The sequence below is a fragment of the Nonomuraea sp. CA-143628 genome, from assembly GCF_050942315.1.
In the GTDB taxonomy this organism is placed as follows: Bacteria; Actinomycetota; Actinomycetes; order Streptosporangiales; family Streptosporangiaceae; genus Nonomuraea.
In genome coordinates, this window is the sequence record NZ_CP192072.1 from 1,974,457 (window position 1) to 1,993,058 (window position 18,602).

General features: G+C 69.1%; 19 protein-coding genes. 9 read left to right on the forward strand and 10 right to left on the reverse strand.

The annotated features are described in order from the left end of the window. The first annotated feature begins 1 nt into the window (after window position 1). Together nudC and ACQP2T_RS09225 are read left to right on the forward strand one after the other, a co-directional pair. Window positions 2-976, forward strand: coding sequence for an NAD(+) diphosphatase (gene nudC / locus ACQP2T_RS09220; protein ID WP_433515750.1), 975 nt, complete (start codon window positions 2-4; stop codon window positions 974-976). A gap of 56 nt (window positions 977-1,032) precedes the next feature. Further along, window positions 1,033-1,284 carry a hypothetical protein gene (locus ACQP2T_RS09225; RefSeq protein WP_433515751.1) on the forward strand — a complete coding sequence of 84 codons (252 nt, stop codon included), beginning with the start codon at window positions 1,033-1,035 and terminating at the stop codon, window positions 1,282-1,284. Window positions 1,285-1,382: 98 nt separating this feature from the next. On the opposite strand, the gene ACQP2T_RS09230 is transcribed toward ACQP2T_RS09225, so the two are convergent. Beyond that, window positions 1,383-1,631, reverse strand: a complete 249-nt coding sequence (locus tag ACQP2T_RS09230) for a glutaredoxin family protein (protein ID WP_357944454.1) — start codon at window positions 1,629-1,631, stop codon at window positions 1,383-1,385. A 65-nt stretch (window positions 1,632-1,696) separates the two neighbouring features. Continuing rightward, a complete protein-coding gene (locus tag ACQP2T_RS09235) occupies window positions 1,697-2,599 on the reverse strand; it encodes an alpha/beta hydrolase (RefSeq protein WP_433515752.1) in 903 nt (300 codons plus the stop codon). Between the two features lie 152 nt (window positions 2,600-2,751). Here ACQP2T_RS09235 and ACQP2T_RS09240 point away from each other — a divergent pair, with 152 nt between their 5' ends. The 5 genes from ACQP2T_RS09240 to ACQP2T_RS09260 all read left to right on the forward strand — a co-directional run bounded on the left by ACQP2T_RS09240 (window position 2,752) and on the right by ACQP2T_RS09260 (window position 6,991). Beyond that, window positions 2,752-4,815, forward strand: a complete 2,064-nt coding sequence (locus tag ACQP2T_RS09240) for an ATP-dependent DNA helicase UvrD2 (RefSeq protein WP_433519744.1) — start codon at window positions 2,752-2,754, stop codon at window positions 4,813-4,815. A gap of 291 nt (window positions 4,816-5,106) precedes the next feature. Further along, window positions 5,107-5,991, forward strand: coding sequence for an acyl-CoA thioesterase II (gene tesB / locus ACQP2T_RS09245; RefSeq protein WP_433515753.1), 885 nt, complete (start codon window positions 5,107-5,109; stop codon window positions 5,989-5,991). A 98-nt stretch (window positions 5,992-6,089) separates the two neighbouring features. Beyond that, on the forward strand, window positions 6,090-6,356 hold the full coding sequence (locus ACQP2T_RS09250; protein WP_433515754.1) for a hypothetical protein: 267 nt from the start codon (window positions 6,090-6,092) through the stop codon (window positions 6,354-6,356). Between the two features lie 126 nt (window positions 6,357-6,482). Beyond that, on the forward strand, window positions 6,483-6,752 hold the full coding sequence (locus ACQP2T_RS09255; RefSeq protein ID WP_358551527.1) for a WhiB family transcriptional regulator: 270 nt from the start codon (window positions 6,483-6,485) through the stop codon (window positions 6,750-6,752). A gap of 44 nt (window positions 6,753-6,796) precedes the next feature. Beyond that, complete coding sequence (locus ACQP2T_RS09260; protein ID WP_433515755.1) at window positions 6,797-6,991, forward strand: hypothetical protein; 195 nt, start codon at window positions 6,797-6,799, stop codon at window positions 6,989-6,991. A 211-nt stretch (window positions 6,992-7,202) separates the two neighbouring features. On the opposite strand, the gene ACQP2T_RS09265 is transcribed toward ACQP2T_RS09260, so the two are convergent. From ACQP2T_RS09265 to ACQP2T_RS09285, 5 genes are all read right to left on the reverse strand, one after another. Further along, entirely contained in the window at window positions 7,203-7,856 is a 654-nt protein-coding gene (locus ACQP2T_RS09265) for a response regulator transcription factor (protein ID WP_433515756.1), read from the reverse strand. Then, the gene (locus tag ACQP2T_RS09270; RefSeq protein WP_433515757.1) at window positions 7,829-9,007 is read right to left on the reverse strand and encodes a histidine kinase; all 1,179 of its coding nucleotides are present in this window, start codon (window positions 9,005-9,007) and stop codon (window positions 7,829-7,831) included. Before ACQP2T_RS09270 ends, ACQP2T_RS09265 begins: the two co-directional genes overlap by 28 nt. Window positions 9,008-9,117: 110 nt before the next feature. After that, window positions 9,118-11,361, reverse strand: a complete 2,244-nt coding sequence (locus ACQP2T_RS09275) for an alpha/beta fold hydrolase (protein WP_433515758.1) — start codon at window positions 11,359-11,361, stop codon at window positions 9,118-9,120. After that, complete coding sequence (locus ACQP2T_RS09280; RefSeq protein WP_433515759.1) at window positions 11,358-12,275, reverse strand: ABC transporter ATP-binding protein; 918 nt, start codon at window positions 12,273-12,275, stop codon at window positions 11,358-11,360. The genes ACQP2T_RS09275 and ACQP2T_RS09280 overlap by 4 nt, the downstream gene beginning before the upstream one ends. Window positions 12,276-12,426: 151 nt before the next feature. Then, complete coding sequence (locus tag ACQP2T_RS09285; RefSeq protein ID WP_433515760.1) at window positions 12,427-13,026, reverse strand: hypothetical protein; 600 nt, start codon at window positions 13,024-13,026, stop codon at window positions 12,427-12,429. A gap of 70 nt (window positions 13,027-13,096) precedes the next feature. Between ACQP2T_RS09285 and ACQP2T_RS09290 the strand changes: the two genes are divergently transcribed. Beyond that, on the forward strand, window positions 13,097-13,738 hold the full coding sequence (locus ACQP2T_RS09290; RefSeq protein ID WP_433515761.1) for a TetR/AcrR family transcriptional regulator: 642 nt from the start codon (window positions 13,097-13,099) through the stop codon (window positions 13,736-13,738). 57 nt (window positions 13,739-13,795) lie between these two features. Here ACQP2T_RS09290 and ACQP2T_RS09295 read toward each other — a convergent pair whose 3' ends face one another. Beyond that, window positions 13,796-15,379, reverse strand: coding sequence for an IS1182 family transposase (locus ACQP2T_RS09295; RefSeq protein ID WP_433515762.1), 1,584 nt, complete (start codon window positions 15,377-15,379; stop codon window positions 13,796-13,798). Window positions 15,380-15,548: 169 nt separating this feature from the next. On the opposite strand from ACQP2T_RS09295, the gene ACQP2T_RS09300 reads away from it, so the two are divergent. Continuing rightward, window positions 15,549-15,938: a hypothetical protein gene (locus tag ACQP2T_RS09300; RefSeq protein WP_433515763.1), complete on the forward strand. Its 390-nt coding sequence runs from the start codon at window positions 15,549-15,551 to the stop codon at window positions 15,936-15,938. An 85-nt stretch (window positions 15,939-16,023) separates the two neighbouring features. On the opposite strand, the gene ACQP2T_RS09305 is transcribed toward ACQP2T_RS09300, so the two are convergent. Both ACQP2T_RS09305 and ACQP2T_RS09310 read right to left on the reverse strand, forming a co-directional pair. Beyond that, a complete protein-coding gene (locus ACQP2T_RS09305) occupies window positions 16,024-17,373 on the reverse strand; it encodes an ABC1 kinase family protein (protein WP_433515764.1) in 1,350 nt (449 codons plus the stop codon). 46 nt (window positions 17,374-17,419) lie between these two features. Further along, the gene (locus ACQP2T_RS09310) at window positions 17,420-17,974 is read right to left on the reverse strand and encodes a hypothetical protein (RefSeq protein ID WP_433515765.1); all 555 of its coding nucleotides are present in this window, start codon (window positions 17,972-17,974) and stop codon (window positions 17,420-17,422) included. Window positions 17,975-18,602 lie beyond the last annotated feature (628 nt).

Consider the following 18,602-nt stretch of genomic DNA (forward strand, 5'->3'; position numbering starts at 1 on the left):
CGTGCAGACGAGGGTGGAAGAGCAACTCATCGGACCGCTGCTCCTCGCGCGCGGCACCATCGACAGGTCGTCCGCCCTGCGGGCGAACGCCGGTTGGCTGGAGCGTGCCTGGGCGGATCCGGCGACCAAGGTGCTGGTGATCGACGACGGCCGGACGCTGGTCAAGCGCGCCGGCGACGAGGTGCACGCGGTCCTCTACGCGCCATCGGAGGCGCCGGCGGGCGAGCGCTACCTGCTGGGGGTCGAGGACGGCACCGCCTACTTCGCGGTCGCCGCGCCGCTGCCCGGCTCGCGGGCCGGCGACGTCAACGGCCGCGTCACGATGCCGATGAGCCTGCGCGACACGGCCGAGGGCGAGCTGGTCGTCGCGGGTCTGCGCCAGGTGGGCGGCCTGCTGGGCGACCGCGACGCGGGGATGCTGGTCTACGCGGTGGCGCTGGAGGCCTGGCACTCGACGCACGAGTTCTGCCCGCGCTGCGGCAGCCGTACGGACGTGCAGGCGGGCGGCCACATCCGGGTCTGCCCGCGTGACTCCAGCCAGCACTTCCCACGCGTGGACCCAGCGGTGATCATGCTCGTCCGCGACGAGGACGACCGTTGCCTGCTGGCCCGCGGCCCGCAGTGGCCGGAGGGACGGCTGTCGATCCTGGCCGGGTTCGTGGAGCCGGGGGAGTCGCTGGAGCACGCCGTGATCCGCGAGGTGGCCGAGGAGGTGGGCGTCACCGTCGTCGACCCCCGCTATCTCGGCAGCCAGCCGTGGCCGTTCCCGCGCAGCCTGATGCTCGGCTTCTTCGCCCACGCCACCACGACGACCCTCACCCCTGACGCGGAGGAGATCGCCGAGGCCCGCTGGTTCTCCCGCGAGGAGCTGGTGGAGGCCCTGCGGTCGGGCGAGGTCCGCCTGCCTCCACCGGTCTCGATCGCCCGGCGCCTCATCGAGACCTGGTACGGGGGACCGCTTTCAGGGGACTGGTAAGCGACGGTCACTTAGCGTAGATTCGAAGACACCTTCGGTAACGAAAGGCTATGCTCATGACCATGCAAGAGACCCACATCCAGCAAATCCTGGAACTCGAACGGCAGAAGCTGGCCATCCAAATCGCCGCCACGGAGGTGTGGATAGACGACAAGGTCAGGGCCTCGGAGGGCCGCATCATCGAAGCGGTCACGGGCGCCATCACCAATGCGGTGGTGGAGCTCAAGGGCGACATCATGGACGTGCGATCCGAGCTCAAGGCCGAGATGGTGCGCCTGGAGCACAAGATCGACAATCACCTGAACTAAAGGGGACCTGGGTGAAACTAGCACCCAGGTCCTCAAGGTCATGCTAACCACTTTGCTCGGGCTTCAGCCAGCGCTGGGGCCCGAGCCCGTTAAAAACCTCAGGCCGCCTCGAGAAGCGCCTTCACCTCGCGAGCCGACGGGTTGGTGCGGACCACCCGCCCAGCGGGCGTCTCGATCACCACGGTGGGCACCACTTGGTTGCCGTTGTTGACGCTCATCACGAACTCGGCGGCATCGGGGTTCCGCTCGATGTCGATCTCGTCGAAGCTGATCCCCTCACGGGTGAGCTGCGACTTGAGTCGCTTGCAGGGACCGCACCAGGTGGTGCTGTAGACCGTGAGCGCCATGTGGACATCCCTTCGAGGCGTAAAGCAGGCGGTCGGTGCAACAACCTGGACGCCCCAGGTAATTCCTAGCCGATGCGATCGGCGATCCACTCCTGCACCCGCTCGGCCACACCCATCTCGCGGTAGAGGGGCGCGCTGTGCGCGACGCCGGGTGAGGTGAAGATCGTCACGGGCACGCCGACCTGGCCGAGCATCTCCTTGAGCAGCTGGCTCTGCGCCGGCGGCACGAACTCGTCCGTGGAGTGCACGGTCAGTACCGGCGCGTCGTTGTGGCTGGCGTGCCAGGCCACCTCCATGCTGGCCCAGACGCGCGAGCACTTGCCCCTGGGCAGGCACCCACCGGCCAGCTTGATCGCCGAGGCGCGCAGTTTGCGCTTGTACGGGTCCGTGGAGGTCGCGCCGTCGGCGTACGCGCGCAGCGGCGAGATGATCGGCGAGAGGCCGACCACGCCCTTGAGCCCCCGCTGCCCGTCGCCGTACGTGCCGACCGCCGCGGCGATGTGCCCGCCCGCCGAGAAGCCCACCACGACGTAGTTGTTCGGGTCGAACGACCAGCGCTCGGCGTGCTTGCGCGCCAGAGCGATCGAGGCCAGCGCGTCGATCCGCTGCGCGGGCCACGCCGCCTCGCCGGAGAGCCGGTAGTTGATGTTGAAGACCGTGTAGCCGAGATCAGCGTAACTACGGGCGATCTCGGTCATCTGTTTCTTGTCGCCGCTGGACCACCAGCCGCCGTGGATCAGGAAGACGCCGGGTCGCTTGGTACCGTCCGAGGTCCACCACACGTCCATGTCCTGGCGGCGGCGCGAGCCGTACGAGACGGACTCGGTGGATAAACCGCTGAGCCCGTACGGGTCGGGGGACGTGGTCGACACGGGGCTCGGTGTCGGGTCCTTCGTCGCCTGCGCCGACATCGGTGTCAACGTGACGGCAGCGAGCGCGAGAACGCTCACGAGCACCGCAGTTCGCACGGCCTGCCCTTTCCCCCATGCAGTTGGTCGGGCCCCATTGTGGGGGAAGAGACCAGTTCTTTGCATCTTGTCATGATTCGGACGACGGGCGGCATGTTGCCAGAATGGAGCCCTTCACCGCCACTGGCTGGGAGGATTGACAGGTGACCAATGTGGACGATGTCCTGTCCGGCCTCGATCCGGAGCAGCGCGAGGTGGCCGAGGCCGTACGCGGTCCCGTGTGCGTTCTCGCAGGTGCGGGCACGGGTAAGACCAGGGCGATCACCCACAGGATCGCTCACGCCGTACGCAGCGGGGTCGTCGACGCCCCCAGCGTGCTGGCGGTGACGTTCACCACACGGGCGGCGGGGGAGCTCCGGCAGCGGCTGCGGGCGCTGGGGGCGCCGGGGGTGCAGGCGCGGACGTTCCATGCTGCGGCGCTGCGGCAGCTCACCTACTTCTGGCCGCGGGTCATAGGTGGCGAAGCGCCCTCGGTGATCGAATCCAAGCTGCCGATCCTGATCGAAGCCTGCCGCCAGATCCGGAAAAATCCGGATCGGTCCGAGCTGCGGGACATCGCGGCGGAGGTCGAGTGGGCCAAGGTCACCCAGGTCGGCCCCGAAGACTACGCCGCGGCCGCCGCCAAGTCCTCCAGGACGCCGCCGGTGCCCGCCGAGGAGGTGGCCCGGCTCTATGAGGCGTACGAGCGGATCAGGCGCGAGCGGCACCTGGTCGACTTCGAGACGATCCTGGAGCTGACCGCCGCGGTGATGACCGAGCACCAGGAGGTCGCCACACAGATCCGCCAGCAATACCGCTACTTCGTCGTCGACGAGTACCAGGACGTCAACCCGCTGCAGAAGCTCCTGCTCGATACCTGGCTCGGCGGTCGCGACGACCTGTGCGTGGTCGGCGACCCCAACCAGACCATCTACTCCTTCACCGGCGCCTCGCCGCGCTACCTCACGGGCTTCGCCGTCGAACACCCGAAGGCCTCCGTGATCAAGCTGGTCCGCGACTACCGTTCCACCCCTCAGGTGGTGAACCTGGCCAACCTGGTCATCGCCAAGGGCCGCTCCCCGCACCGTCTCGAACTCGTCGCCCAGCGGCCCGACGGCCCCCGGCCGGTCTTCGCCGACTACGACGACGAGCCCGCCGAGGCCGCCGGAGTCGCCCGGGCGATCAGGAAGCTGCTCGACCAGGGGGTCCAGTCCCGCGAGATCGCCATTCTGTTCCGCGTCAACTCCCAGTCGGCGGCGTATGAGGAGGCCCTGTCCAAGGCCGAGATCCCCTACGTCCTGCGCGGCGCCGAGCGCTTCTTCGAACGCCCCGAAGTGCGGCACGCCGTCGTACTGATGCGCGGCGCCGCCAGATCCGCCTCCGAGGAGCCGCTGGCCACGGAGGTCCACCACATCCTGGCGGGCGTCGGCCTGACGCCCACGGCGCCGGGCGGTGGCAAGGCGCGCGAGAAATGGGAGTCCCTCAAGGCGCTGGCCGACCTCGCCGAGGACATGGCCGCGGAGGGCGCCGACCTCGCCGCCTACGTCGCGGAGCTGGAGCGGCGCGCCTCCGAGCAGCACGCCCCGCCCGTGGAGGGCGTGACCCTGGCCTCCCTGCACGCCGCCAAGGGACTGGAGTGGGACGCGGTCTTCCTGGTCGGCGTCACGGACGGGATGCTGCCCATCGTCTACGCGGAGACGCCTGAACAGATCGAGGAGGAGCGGCGCCTGCTCTATGTGGGGGTGACGCGGGCGCGTGAGCACCTGTCGATCTCCTGGGCCCTGGCACGTGCGCCCGGCGGCCGCAAGGGACGCCGCCCGTCCCGCTTCCTCGACGGCCTCACCGGCCGCCCCGCGCGCGCCGCCACCGCGGGCTCCGGCGTCGGCGTCGGTGTTGGCTCGGGTTCGGTTTCACGCGAGCGGCGGTCGGTCGCCGTTACGGTCAGCTGCCGGGTGTGCGCCAAGACGCTGGTGGCGGCCACGGAACAGAAGCTGGGGCGGTGCGTCACCTGCCCGGCCGATTACGACGAGGCGCTGCTGGAGCGGCTCAAAGCGTGGCGCGCCGCCACCGCCAAGGAGGCCAAGCTGCCGCCGTACGTGGTGTTCACCGACGTGACGCTGCAGGCCATCGCTGAGCGCGCGCCGGTCACCGAGCAGGACCTTCTGTCTATTACGGGCATCGGCCGCGTCAAACTCGACCGCTACGGGGATGCCGTGCTCGCGCTGTGCCGCGCGTGAGCTTTTATACGGCCTTTTTGTACGGCAGGCACGGGAAGGCGCCAACCGCCGTGCGCGGCTCAGGGCCCTCCAGGGATACGGTTACCAGCTTCCCCGGCTGGCCGCCGTTACGTCGCGTCCCTTGGCCGTGTCCGTGGTCCGCTGCGGCCTTTCAGCTGGTTGCTCCATTTGCGTGGCGTACCGACCGCCGCCCGTTCGCCGGGGGAGATCCGCGGTAAAGGGGTGCCGGGTTGGTGGGAGGTGTGGGGGCACGCCAGACTTAGGGGCTAATGGTGGTTGGTAGGGGGATTCGTGAACGAGGCGTTGAAGGAATTGCTCGACCTGCTCGACCTGGAGCAGATCGAGCTCGACATCTTCCGTGGCCGTAGCCCGGAGGAGCGTATTCAGCGCGTCTTCGGCGGTCAGGTGGCCGCGCAGGCGCTCGTCGCCGCCGGCCGTACCGTGCCTTCCGACCGGAACGTGCACTCGCTGCACGCCTACTTCATCCGCCCTGGCGACCCGTCCATCCCGATCGTCTACAACGTCGAGCGGTTGCGTGACGGGCGGTCGTTCACCACGCGCAGGGTCCAGGCGATCCAGCATGGCAAGGCCATTTTCACCATGTCCGCGTCGTTCCACGTCTTCGAGGAGGGCGTCGAGCATCAGGCGTCCGTGATGCCGGCCGTACCCGATCCCGCGACGCTTCCGACCTTTCAGGAGCGGATGGCGGAGATCGTCGGCGACAACTCCGAATACAAGGAGTGGCTGTCCCGGCCGCGGCCGGTAGACGCGCGCTACGCCTCACCCCTGACGTGGGAGGCACACCGCAACCCCGAATTGCGCAGTGCAGAGACCAACGTGTGGTTCCGCTACGACGCGGATCTCCCCGACGATCCGCTGCTGCACGTGGTGCTGGCCGCCTACGCGTCCGACTTCACGCTGGTCGACACGATCCTGCTCGCGCACGGCATGGCGTGGGGCGCGTCCGATGTCATGGGGGCCTCGCTGGACCACGCGATGTGGTTCCACCGGCCGTTCAGGGCGGACGACTGGTTGCTCTACGCACATGAGTCCCCCTGGTCCGGGGGAGCGAGGGGGCTTGCGCGGGGTGAGATGTTCACTGCGTCCGGTGACCTCGTCGTCTCGGTCGTACAGGAGGCCATGATCCGCGTGACAAAGTCACAAAATCGCAGGTAGAAAATATGTTGCCGGTTCTTCGGTTCCCGGTTTAGGGTCATGGTCAAGCGAGTCGGACAGGTCCTGTCCGACGATCTCATGAGTGGAGGTGAGTCCCAGTGATCAGCATCAACATGTCGGCCACGCCGTGGCTCGCCTCCGCATGCCGTGACCTGGTGAGGCTCGTCGATGGGCCGGCCAAGCTGCGGCAGCAGAAGTCTGCCCGTCGCCAGGAGCCCGCCGTGTTCGCGCATGCCCGCCGTGCCGGGGCCACGCCGAGCGCTCTCGTGTATGTCGCAGCAGCCAGTGAATTGCCGACCCAGCAGAACCCCAAGGGTGGACTGCGCGGTCCGCATCCCTGGAGGGATGTACCGGTCATAACCTGACCGGTAAATAGCCTCCAGGCCGCGGATCCGCAGACAGGATCCGCGGCCTCTTTGTTTGTCCGTGATCCCCAACCACCCACGAGGTGCCCGACCAAGATCAAAAAGATCGATCAAAAGGAGAACGTGATGGGGGCGATGACGATCATGGACCTGATCGACGAAGCCAAGATCCCCTGTCGTACCGACCCTGACCTGTGGTTCGCCGAGTCGCCGGAGGACGTGGAGTTCGCGAAGGCGCTCTGCGGCGGCTGCCCGATCCAGAAGGCCTGCCTGGCCCGCGCGCTCGAGCGCGAGGAGCCGTGGGGCGTCTGGGGCGGCGAACTGATCCTCCGGGGAGCCGTTGTTCCCCGCAAGCGGCCCCGCGGTCGTCCGCGGAAGCACCCGGTCGCTGCCTGACCCACAATCCCCCCGTCCCCATCGAGCAGAAAGCAGACAGACAGATGACCGCGTTCTCCACGAGGAGCCTCAAGGTGCCGTATCTCTACCATGAACTGGTAAACGACCGAATACAAACCCTCCACCGCGAAGCCGAGGAGCAACGTCTCGCCGCCCGCATTCGTCGCGTGCAGCGTGCGCGCCGCAGCGTCGAGCGGGCGAACGAGCGCCTCAGCCGGGCTCTTGGCCAGGAGGTCTGATGCGGGAGATCCTGCCGCCGGCGCAGGATCTCCCGTTGCGGGCTCTTAGTTGATCGAGCGGTTTTCCACGCAGTTGATCTAGCCAGCCAATTGTTCCGTTGATCCACGCGGAGTGAGTGAGCGGCCGGGCGCATCCAGCGCCCGGCCGCTCTGCATATCCAAGGTCGGCCTCGCGTGGCGTATCCGAGGTCGGCCTCGCGCGACAGAACAACTAGCCGGGCTCGGCTTCGAGGTAGGCGAGGACCGCCATCACCCGGCGATTGTGGTCGTCGCACGGCGGCAGTCCCAGCTTGGCGAAGATGTTGTTGGTGTGCTTGCCGATCGCCTTGTCCGTGACGAACAGGCGGGCGGCGATCGCGGCGTTGGACATGCCCTCGGCCATCATCGCGAGCACCTCGCGCTCCTTCGGGGTGAGGTCGCCGAGCGGCTCGTCCCGCTCCCGGCGGATGAGGAGCTGGGAGATCACCTCGCTGTCCATCGCGGTGCCACCCGCCGCCACCCGGCGCACCGAGTCGACGAACTGCTCCACATCACCGATCCGATCCTTCAACAGGTAACCCACGCCGCCGGAATGGTCGGACAACAGCTCGCGGGCGTAGAGCTGCTCGACATACTGCGAAAGGATCAGAACCGGCAACCCCGGCTGCCTCTTGCGTGCCTCGAGAGCGACGCGCAGCCCCTCGTCCGTCAGTGTCGGCGGCAGCCGTACGTCGATCACGGCCACGTCCGGCCGGTGCCGAATCAGTGCGTCGAGCAGCATCGGCGCGTTGTCGACGGCCTCGACCACCTCGAAGCCGTGCGCCGACAGCAGACGGACCAGCCCGTCTCTCAGCAGCGCTAGATCTTCGGCGATGACAACGCGCACGGTAACTCCATGGTGACTCGGGTCGGGCCGCCGGGCGGACTGTGTACGGCGAGAGTGCCGTCAAAGGCCGACAGGCGGCGCCGGATGCCGTCGAGGCCGGTCCCGGCCGCCGGGTCGGCGCCGCCGCGTCCATCATCGCCCACCGCCAGCCGCAGGATGCCGCCCCCGTGGCGCAGCCGTACCCATGCCCGAGTGGCGGCGCTGTGCTTGGCCACGTTCGTCAGGGCTTCGGCGGCCGCGAAGTAGACCGCCGACTCGACGGGTGGCTCCGGACGGGCGTGCAGGTCGATGTCGACCTTCACCGGGATCGGACAGAGCAGTGCGGCGGCCTGGATCGCACCCGCGAGCCCTCGGTCGGCGAGCACCGGCGGGTGGATGCCGCGCACCAGGTCGCGCAGGTCGATGAGGGCTTGCCCGACGGATTCCCACGCCTCTCCCACCAGCTCGCGGACCTGATCGGGGTCGCTTGTGCTCTTGGCCAGCCCAAGGTTCATCCGTACCGCGATGAGCCTGGCCTGCACGCCGTCGTGCAGGTCGCGCTCGATCCGGCGCACCTCGGCGGCCTGCGCGTCGATGGCCGCCGCCCTGGACTCGGTCAGCTCCCTGACCCGCCCCGCCAGGGAGGAGGTGGGCCGCAGCAGCCGCTCGGTCAGGCGGGCCTGCAAGGTGTGCAGCAGCGGGACCGCGACGAGCGTGATCGCCGCGAAGGCCAGGATGGCCAGTATCAGGGTGAGCGCTATCAACCCGCTGGGTAACCCGATGGACCCCGTCGGCGACGCCGTGGGCAGGCCAATGATCACGCCGGCGAAGGACAGTACCGCCCCGAAGGAGACCATGCCGATAGTGATCAGGCAGGCCGGTCCGACGACGGCGTGGACGGTCAGCCAGGCCACGTCGCGCGCGGTGCGGTCCTGCTGACGCGGTTCCATGATCTCGTGGCCGAGCGTACGGGCCGCCCGGGTGCGCTGGAAACCGGCCAGGGCCCGGGCCATGGCGAGCACGCGGGCCAGCAGCGGCCGGCCGAGCCCGCCTACGGGGACCAGCAGCGCGCACCCCGCCAGCAGGAGGAGAAGCAGCCACGCCGCCAGGCCCGTGGCGGCGTTCAGCAGCAGCCCGGCGGGGGGTCGGAAGACACGCTGGATCCTGCTCACCTCAGCAGTCTGCCCGCTCGGTGCCGCGCGGGCAGTAGGCCCAGCCCTACCACGGAGAGGGCGAAGTCCCACGCAGGCCGCTGGAAGAGTCCGGGAGGCACGGCCGTCCGTCAGGTGACGGCCTTGGGGCACACGGTGCCCTTCGCGGGGAGCCGCAGGCTGATCAGGTAGCGGTTGACGTGGGAGATGATGCAGGAGTTTCCGCTGTTGTAGAGGGCGTGGCCGTGCCACTGGTACTGGACCGCGGCCGAGCCGGGCACCCGCCGCACGATGTCCGCGGACCCTGCGAAGTCCGTCCAGGCGCCGACGCCCAGGTAGGGTGGCAACCCCTTGGTAAGCAGCGGCCCGGGCGGGTTGGTGACGGGGGTCGGCCAGCCGACGCAGGCGAGTGGGTGCCAGAGCTCGGTCCCGGCGATGTTCGGCAGCAGGCGCTCACCCTCGCGGCGCTTCTTCCGGTACTCCTCGTAGTCGCGGTAGGCGAAGCCGTCGAGGCAATGTGTCATGTTCATCCCGACCGGCGAGGGGACCTTCGGGCTTTTCATGGTCTGCCGGACGTAGTCGGCGAAACCTGAAGCGTCACCACCGGCGGCCCGTTTGATCGCCTCGGCGAGTTGCTTCCATCGGGGGTACTCAGGCTCGGGGCCCGGTGAGATGATGCTGGGGGCGGCGGCCTCCTTGATGTCGAACCCGCTGTAGGCGGCCTGCGGCGATTCGCCCTTGACCGGGACCGGGACGCGGTCGGCCCGGTCCACCAGAGCCCGCCAGACCTCGTCGACATCCTGGCCGTGCAGCGCGCAGGTGGTGGTCGCCTCGCACCAGGCGGCGAAGCGGGTGAAGGACTTCTCATGAGGGAGTCTGCCCTGCACGCGGTCGACGTACGGGTTCTCCGCGCCGTCGAACACCATCGCGCGCACCCGGCCGGGGAACAACCGGGAGTATTCGATCCCGGGTCTGCCGCCGTAGGAGCTGGCGATGAAGCTCAGCTTCTCCTCTCCGAGCGCGACGCGGATCGCCTCCATGTCCCGCGCCACGGAGGCCGAATCCATGTGATCGAAGAACTCGGGATCGGCGGCGCGGCATCGCTCTGCCGCTGCCCGGTTGCGTCTGCCCAGCTCGGCGTACTCGGCTGGGGTGTCGGGCCAGGTGATCCACGGGCCGGAGGCGAGGCAGTCGAATGGCAGCACGCCCTTGTCGACGGTGTTGCGGGGCTCGACGGTGACCACGTCGAAACGGGCGCGCAGCTCGATGAAGCTACCCGCGTACTTGCTCAGATCCTCCACACCCGAGCCGCCCGGCCCGCCGGGGATCGCGAATACCGTGCCCATCCGGCGTTCGAAGCCGGTGGTCGGGAGCAGACCGACGGTCAGGTCGATCTTGCGTCCGGACGGCTTGGTCCAGTCCAGGGGCACCTTGATCGAGGCGCAGCGCATCTCCTTCGACGGGATCTTGTCCGCGCAGTCCCCCCAGGTCAGCGTCGACTGGCCGGAGCCCGGCGAACCGGCCGCGGCGGCGGGCACCGCCGACACCAGGACGGCCGCGGCCGCGCCGATCGCCAGCACCTTGATCCTGCGCCCGGTCAACGCGATCATCGTGGCGCCCGCCGTCAACGCGGCGATCACGTACGCGACCAGCAGCCCCGCAGCGGCCGCGGGCGACAGTTGCCCACCGCCGACCCCCGCGATCTGGAGCGGCAGGTTCTCGATCATGAACGAGCCGGCCTGCGCGCGCAGCGGCATGGGCAGCGTCTTGGCCACCACCGGCAGCACCACGATGATCACGGTCAGCGCGACCAGCGCGCCGGGGGTGGAGCGGATGGCGGCCCCGACGCCGAGCCCGATCAGCGCGACCGCGGCCATCGACAGCCCGGCGACGACCACCGAGGCGAGCACGCCCGGCTCCGACAACGACGTGCCCAGCGTCACCCCGTCGCGGAGCAACTGGCCGGCCCGGTCGCCGAGCGCCGCCATGGAGGCCGCGTGCATGACGAACGCCAGGACCTGACCCGCCACCAGCGCGACCGCGGCCAGGCCCGGCACCTTGGCCAGCAGGAGCACCTGCCGGCGCGGCACGGCCACCAGGCTCGTCTGGATCATCTCGGTGCCGTACTCCGAGGTGATCGCCAGGGCGCCCAGCAGGGCGAACACGAAGTAGGCGGCCGCGATCCCGTTGCCGACGCCGTCCCCGTTGGTGGGGAAGGCCATCCTCTCTTCCATCGTCTGGTTGTCGAACCCGCGGCCGATCATGAACGCGATTCCGGCGCAGGCCACGACGGCCGCCAGCGAGCAGGCCAGCAGATAGAGGTTCGAGCGGAGCGAGCGAAGCTTCAGCCACTCGGAAGCGATCACGTCGATCATCGGCCGGTCTCCCCGGCGCCAGCCTTGTATTCCGTGCTGTCCTCGGTGAGCCGCATGAACGCCTCCTCCAGGGACGCGCCGCGCGGAGACAGCTCCGCCAGTGCGATTCCTCCGGACAGCGCCAGCAAGCCGATCTCGGCCGCGTCCAGGTCACGGACGGACAGGGCGCCGTCGTCCTCAGCCACCACCGTCGCCCCGCGCGTGCGCATGATGGCGGCGAGCCGCTCCGGGTGGGGCGTGCGGACCAGCACGTCGCCCTGGAAGTGCCCGGCCAGGGCGTTCATGGCGGTGTCGGCGATCAGCCGGCCCCGTCCGATGACGATGACGTGGTCGGCGGTGAGCGCCATCTCGTTCATGAGGTGACTGGACACCAGCACGGTACGGCCCTCGGCCGCCAGCGAACGCAGCAGGTCGCGCAGCCAGCGGATGCCCTCTGGGTCCAGCCCGTTCAGCGGCTCGTCGAGCATCAGCACCCCCGGATCCCCGAGGAGCGCGGTGCCGATCCCCAGGCGCTGGCGCATGCCGAGCGAGAAACCGCTGATCCGCTTGCCGGCGACGTCCATCAGGCCGACCTGGTCGAGGACGGCGCTCACGCGGGTGCGGCCGATGCCGTTGCTGCGCGCCAGACAGGCCAGGTGCGCGTACGCGCTGCGGCCCCCGTGCACCGCCCCGGCGTCGAGCAGCGCCCCCATCGACTTCATGGGGCGGCGGATCGAGGCGTATGGGCGGCCGTTCACCAGCGCCTTGCCCGCGCTGGGCATCTCGAGGCCGAGAACGGCGCGCATGGTGGTGGACTTACCGGCGCCGTTCGGGCCGAGGAAGCCGGTCACCAGTCCCGGTTTCACACTGAACGTCAGATCGTCGACGGCGACCTTGTCCCCGTATCTCATGGTCAGTTCATTCACTTCGATCACGGTCGTCAGCCTCGCCGCTCGGCCGGCCGATCTCGATGGGGGTGCGCCCACCGCGCAGGGCGTACATTCCTACCTTTGTTGGTAGGGCTGGGCCTACCGTCGATCCCGGCCTCCTGCCGAGGCCAGGACCGTCCCGAATGTCACTGGCGAACTAAGCGGGCATCCGCCGCCCAGTGGGCAGGAGCGCCGGGTCCTCCTGGGCCGACCAGAGACGGGCCGACATCCAGGCGATTCCCGCCGCGGCCACTGCCAGGCCGATCAGATAAATGGGAAGCGGGACCATGTTCCGCAGCGCCCCGGGGATCATGCCGGCCGCGTAGAGCACGACTGCGAGGGCCGGCAGCGTGCCTTCTCGTAGAGCCGCCGCGCTGAAGGTCAGGACCCCCGCCAGCAGTACGACCGAAGTGGCGAGGAACGCCTGCCCGGTGCCTCCGGTCAGCAGTTCGTTCACCTTGGTTCCGCCCAGGAAGGGGAAGACATAGTGCAAGGTGTACTCGATCGCGTAGGCCCCGGCCAGTCCCGCGGCGTTGAGCAGGTAGCCGATCAGGCCGAGGGTGCCGGCCGCACCGCGAACGAGCAGGAAGAGGCCGGTGATCGCGAGTAAGCCGGTCAACGCCCCGAAGGGGGCGATGGCGTGGGTGAGCGTTGTCTCCGGCAGCAGGCCCGCGCGGCGGAAAACGTTGATCACCAGCAGCACGGCGGAGGCGAAACCGGCCATGGCGGTGGCGCGGTAGAGAGCCGATGAACGCATGTCAGAGCTCCTGTCTCGATGGCTGATAACGCTCGTTATGATGAGCGTTATGGCCCGTTAGGGTAAGAGGGTGGGGAGAGACGTAAGCACCTCGAAAGAAGTCGGCGAGTTGCGCGGCGACCTGCTCGCCGCGGCCGTACGCGTCCTTCGCGAGCAAGGGGCGCCGCAGCTGACGCTCCGCCGCGTGGCCGAGGAGGCGCGGACGTCCACGATGGGCATCTACACGTGCTTCGGCGGGCGGGCGGGGCTGCTGGCGGCGATCTATCAGTACGGGTTCGACGTGCTGCAAGAGGTGCTGCTGCGCTCGCTCGACGGTCAAGCGGAGCCGTTCGAGCGGATCATGGCGGTGGCCTACGGATACCGGGAGTTCGCGCTGGCCGATCCGGCGCTCTTCGCGTTGATGTTCGAACGGCCGCTGCCTGACTTCGACCCCTCGCCGGAGCTGCGGCAGGACGCCCTCGGGCGGACATTCAGCCTGCTCACCGAGATCATGGCGGGTTCAGAAGAGCCCACCCGGATGGCATACCTGGTGTGGACCACGATCCATGGCCTCGTCAGCATCGAGCTCACCTGCTCGCTGCGCAGTCCGCTGCCCGGTTGGTTCCTGGACTCGCGCGAGGAGGGCGCGCGTGTGCTCGCCGACGGGGTGGGCACGCTGCTCAGAGGCATGCGCCAACCGGGAGGGACCGACCCGCTGCTCGGCAGACCCTGATCGGGCCGCCGTTCGACCGATCGTGATTGGGTCACTAGAGAGTCGGTCAGGTAATGATCAGGCGGCGAGGTGGTAGCCGTCTTGTTGTCTGGCGATGACGTGGAGGTTGTGGACCACGGCGGTGCGGCGCAGGTCGAACAGGTTCTTGCGGGTGCCTTTGTAGCGGGCGCGGCGGTCTTGCCAGCGGCCGATGTGTGCCAGGACGTGTTCGATGCCGACTCGCTGACGCAACTGGGCGCGGCCTTCGAGGGTTTGCTGGCGTTCGCGCAGTTCGATCAGGAGTTGCTCGTCGGGGTGGATGCTTACGCTGCGGCCGCCTGTGCTGGTGGTGCAGCGCTCGCGCAGCGGGCAAGCGGCGCAGACGTTCTTCGGGAAACGCACCGTCTGTCCGGGCCGCAACGGCATGCTCACCTGGTTGGGGCAGGTCAGCTCTCCGGTGGAGAAGTCGATGGTGAACGCGGTCTTGGCGAAGCGGTCGCCGGGCGCGCGGACCCGCCAGGCCTTGCAGAAGATCGCTAGATCCGCCTCGCGCTCGCGGACCAGATGTGAGGACAGGTAGGCGCGGTCGATGTGCAGTTCGGTCAGTGTGGCGTGCTGGGCGGCCAGGTCGGCGGCGATGTCGCCGGTCACGGCGGCCTCCGGCACGTTGGCCGCAGTGATGCCGACCGCGTGCACCAGGTGGGTGTCCAGGTCGGCCAGCACGTGCCGTTTGTAGCCATCGAACAACACCGAGCGGGACGTGCGGCCATGGCGCATGTCGGCGTCTTCCACGCTGATCCGCCGGTCCTTGGCCACCCCGCGGATCAGCACCGGTGCGCCGTCGGCGGCCAGGGTGACGTCCTGCTCGCGGACCTGCTCGGCGATCTGGACGCATGCGCGTGCCTGGCTGGCGACGGGAGCCTCGGGATGGGAGTCGATGAACGTCTCCACCGCGTTCAGGCAGTCCAGCACCGCCTGCAGCGCCCGCTGCCGGTCGGCCGGATCGTCCCAGTCGGCATCCAGCGCGGCCTTCAGGCTGGAGGCGGCCAGCTGTGGCGCGCCGGCCTGGCCCGCGATCCGGGCGGTGCCCTCCGCCAGCCCCCACCCCTGCCGGCGCGCGATCACACCCACAGCTTTGCGCAGGGCGTGTCCCATCAGATTCCAGGTGTCTTCCACCCGCCCGGCGCCCCATAACGGGGACGAATCCAGCGCCCCGCGTAACGCCCGCGGCCCGAACGCGCCGCTGACCTGTGCGATCTCGATGGTGCGCTCGATCAACCGGCGGTCCAGGTTCGCCTCCATCAGCCGGGTCCGGAAGGCGTTCAGGGTGCCCTTGGCGAACGGCGGCCGCTCGGCATCCAGGCAGTCCAGCACCAGCTGCCAGCGCCGGTCCATCACCAGCGCCTCGATCACCTCATCATCGGAGACCCCCGCATAAGCCTGCAGAATGGTCGCCAACGCCAGCTGTGCCGGCGGGATCGGCGGATGCCCTTTGGACACCTCGCCGTACATGCCCGCCAGCTCCTCCTGGAAGGCCGCATCGAACAGCTCATGCCGATACAGCCGCAAGAAGATGAACAGCTTGGCCCGCTTGATCCGTTTGATGATGGACTGCTCAGCCGCCGACAACTCCACCGGCGGGTGCCACGCTCTGGGACGCATGAACCACAAGCCTCTCCCTGACCCCGACCGAAAGACGCGATCAGGAAGAGCTACCACAAACACCGCCGTGGTTACATGACCGACTCTCTAGTCGAGAAGCCGCACGCCTCCCCGGCCCGTGACGGCAGAGGGTCGTGACCGGCTGCCTGTCGATGGGGGTCCATCCCTCATGTTTCAGCAGATCAAGGGCGTCGACCCACGGCGAGTCGAGTACGTGGTGCGCAGGCCGATCCAGGAGGCCCGGTTCCCGCCGGGCGCGATCGGGCCGGCCGCGATCTCGGCCATCGACCACGCGTTGTGGGACGTCGCAGGGGAGGCCGCAGGGCTCCCGGTGTACATGCTGCTTGGCGGGCAGGTAGGCGACCGTGTCCCGGTCTGCTGTGGCGTCTACATCGCCCCCGACCCGTTGGTGTGCCGTGACCTCACCCAATCGCCGCTCGGCGGGCAGGTACACGACCGTGTCCCGGTCTGGCTGACTGCTCGCCATCGTGTACGGCGACCGGCCGCATCCAGGCTCAGCACCGACCGGCTACGTGCGACCAGCCGCTCGCCGCCATGAACGGCGAGTGGCCACATGCGGGCTCGGCCAACTGTCGAGCGGTTAAAGTCCGGCTCGGCTGACCGGCGAGCTGTGACAGCCGGGCTCAGCTAACCGGCAGCGCCTCGTCGTCGGGGTCGTCGGCGAAGCCTGGGACCCAGCGGATCACCTCGTCTCGAAAGCGGGCCGTGGTGCCCAGCTGACAGAGGACGCCGACGCCCGCCGCGTGCACCCGGTGGATGAGCACGTAGGAGACCGGCAGGTTGAGCTGGCGGACCACGTTGGTGGGGCGGAAGTCGGTCACGCTGGCCGCCTGGGCCTGAAACCATTCGCGGCTGAAGGTGAACTCCTCGACCGCAGTCGGCTCGACGTAGGGGGAGAGGAACGAGCGCAGGGCGTCGGTGTCCACCTCGATCTCAGGGCGGATGAAGCCCTCGGCGCGCAGGCCGGCGACCACGCTGTCCATGTCGCCCTGGTTGAAGATGCGGGTCAGCTGGCCGAAGGACCTGGGATAGCCGTCGGGCAGGCGGTTGACGGCGCCGAAGTCGAGGACGCCCAGCTTGCCGTTGTCGAGGATGCGGAAGTTACCGGGATGTGGGTCGGCGTGCAGCATGCCGACCCGGGCCGGTGAGCAGAACAGGAAGCGGACGAAGAGCAGCCCCGCGTGGTCACGCTGCTCCTTGGTGCCGTCGGCGATGACCTGGGACAGGGGAGTGCCGTCCATCCACTCGGTGACCAGCACCATCTCGTTGGCGGCGACCACGTCGGGAACGTGGAAGTCGGGGTCGTCCATGAAGCCGAGGGCGAAGGCGTGCTGGGCTTCGGCCTCGCGCAGGTAGTCGAGCTCCTCGGCGATGCGCTCGCGCAGCTCGGCCAGCACCGCCTTGATGTCGAGGCCGGGCATCAGCACACCGAAGAGCTTGCCGAGCCGCGACAGCTGGGCGAAGTCGCCGAGCAGGGCCTTGCCCGCACCCGGATACTGGATCTTCACCGCCACGTCGCGGCCGTCATGCCAGACCGCCCGGTGCACCTGGCCGATCGAGGCGGCGGCGGTCGGCCGGTCGTCGAACGACTCGAAGTAGTCGCGCCAATCGTCACCGAGTTGCTCGGTGAGCACCTTGTGGACCGTGGCCACGGGCAACGGCGGGGCCGATTCCTGCAGCTTGGTGAGCGTGGCGCGATAGGGCCCGACGATCTCCTGAGGCAAGGCGGCCTCGAAGATGGACAGCGCCTGCCCGACCTTCATCGCCCCGCCCTTGAGCTCGCCGAGGACCTTGAAGATCTGTTCGGCGGTGCGCTGCTGGATCTCCTGGGCGACGATCTCGGCCGGCTTGCCGCCGATCCGTTTGCCGAGCCCCAGGGCGGCGCGGCCGGCATAGCCGAGTGGAAGAGTGGCCAGCTTGGCGGAACGCGTTACGGCGCGGCGCGGCAGATCGCTCACACTGAAGCGCGGCATCGTGGCTGAGACACCGCTTCCCCCCTTCGAGGTTCCCCGTACTGCGTCAGCCCATCGCTTGCGACTGACATGACCATTCTGGGCGATACGGATGGTTTCGCATACAACGACATTGCGGATGCTGGGTCCATGACCTGGTTTTCCACTGCCAATCAGGCATGACGTCCAATGTGCCGTTGGTCACAACAGGGTCGCGACCGTCGATGTAAGCGAGCGCGTGGCCCGTCGCGGCGGCCGCCACCAGCGTGGCCAGGGTCGCGTCGCAGGCGATCTCGCCGGGTGGGTAGCCGCCCAGTCGCGCGGTGACGATGGGCCACGCGGGGTCGGCGTCACGGCGCGCCAGATCGAGGCAGTGCAGGCAGGCGGTCTCGCCGGGGAGGACGAGCGGTCCCACGGAACCGTGGCCCTCGAAGGCGGACACGAGCAGGTGGGGGATGGACAGGACGGTCAAGTCGTTGACCAGTACGCCGTCCAGCGGGGTGACCGGGGCCAGGATCACCAGATCGGGACGGTCGGAGCCGTCACCCAGGTGAGGGCCACCGGCCCGCGCGTCGGTCGACGGCATCGAGGGCGTGCCGGGAAGCGCGGCGCCGTCCGGCATCCGGGACGCCGCCCGGGAACGCGACGCCGGTCCCTGAACGGCCGAGCCTCGGGTGGCCGGGCTTGGAGGCGCAGGGTTTCGGGGTGTCGGTCCTGGAGTGGTTGGGTCTTGGGAGGTTCGCCTTGGACTGGCTGGGCTTCGGGTGGCTGGGCTTGGAGCCGTAGGGTTTCGGGGTGTCGGTCCTGGAGTGGTTGGGTCTTGGGAGGTTCGCCCTGGACTGGCTGGGCCTCGGGTGGCCGGGCCTGCAGCCGCACGGTTTCGGGGCGCGGGGCCTTGGGACGCCGGTCCCGGTGCGGTCGTGCCTCGGGCGGCCGCTCCTCGGGCAGTTGGGCCTGGAGTCATCGGGCGTGGAGCAGCCGGACCCGGAAGTGTCGAGGCCGGCGGCAGTGGGCCGCCGGAGGTGAGGCGGCGGGCGAGCGCCACCGCCCCGTCCTGACGGCTCATGCCCAGCTCCGACCACGTCAGCCCACCCGGCGTGAGGTCGCACGGCCGGGTCGGCCCTTCGTCGAAGACGCGGATCGCCCCTATCCCGCACGCCGCCAGCAGTCCCACCACCTGCGCCCCCACCCGCCCGGCCCCGTAGACCCGCACCCGCGCCCGCCGCCGCCGCGTGAACGAGCCACCGCCC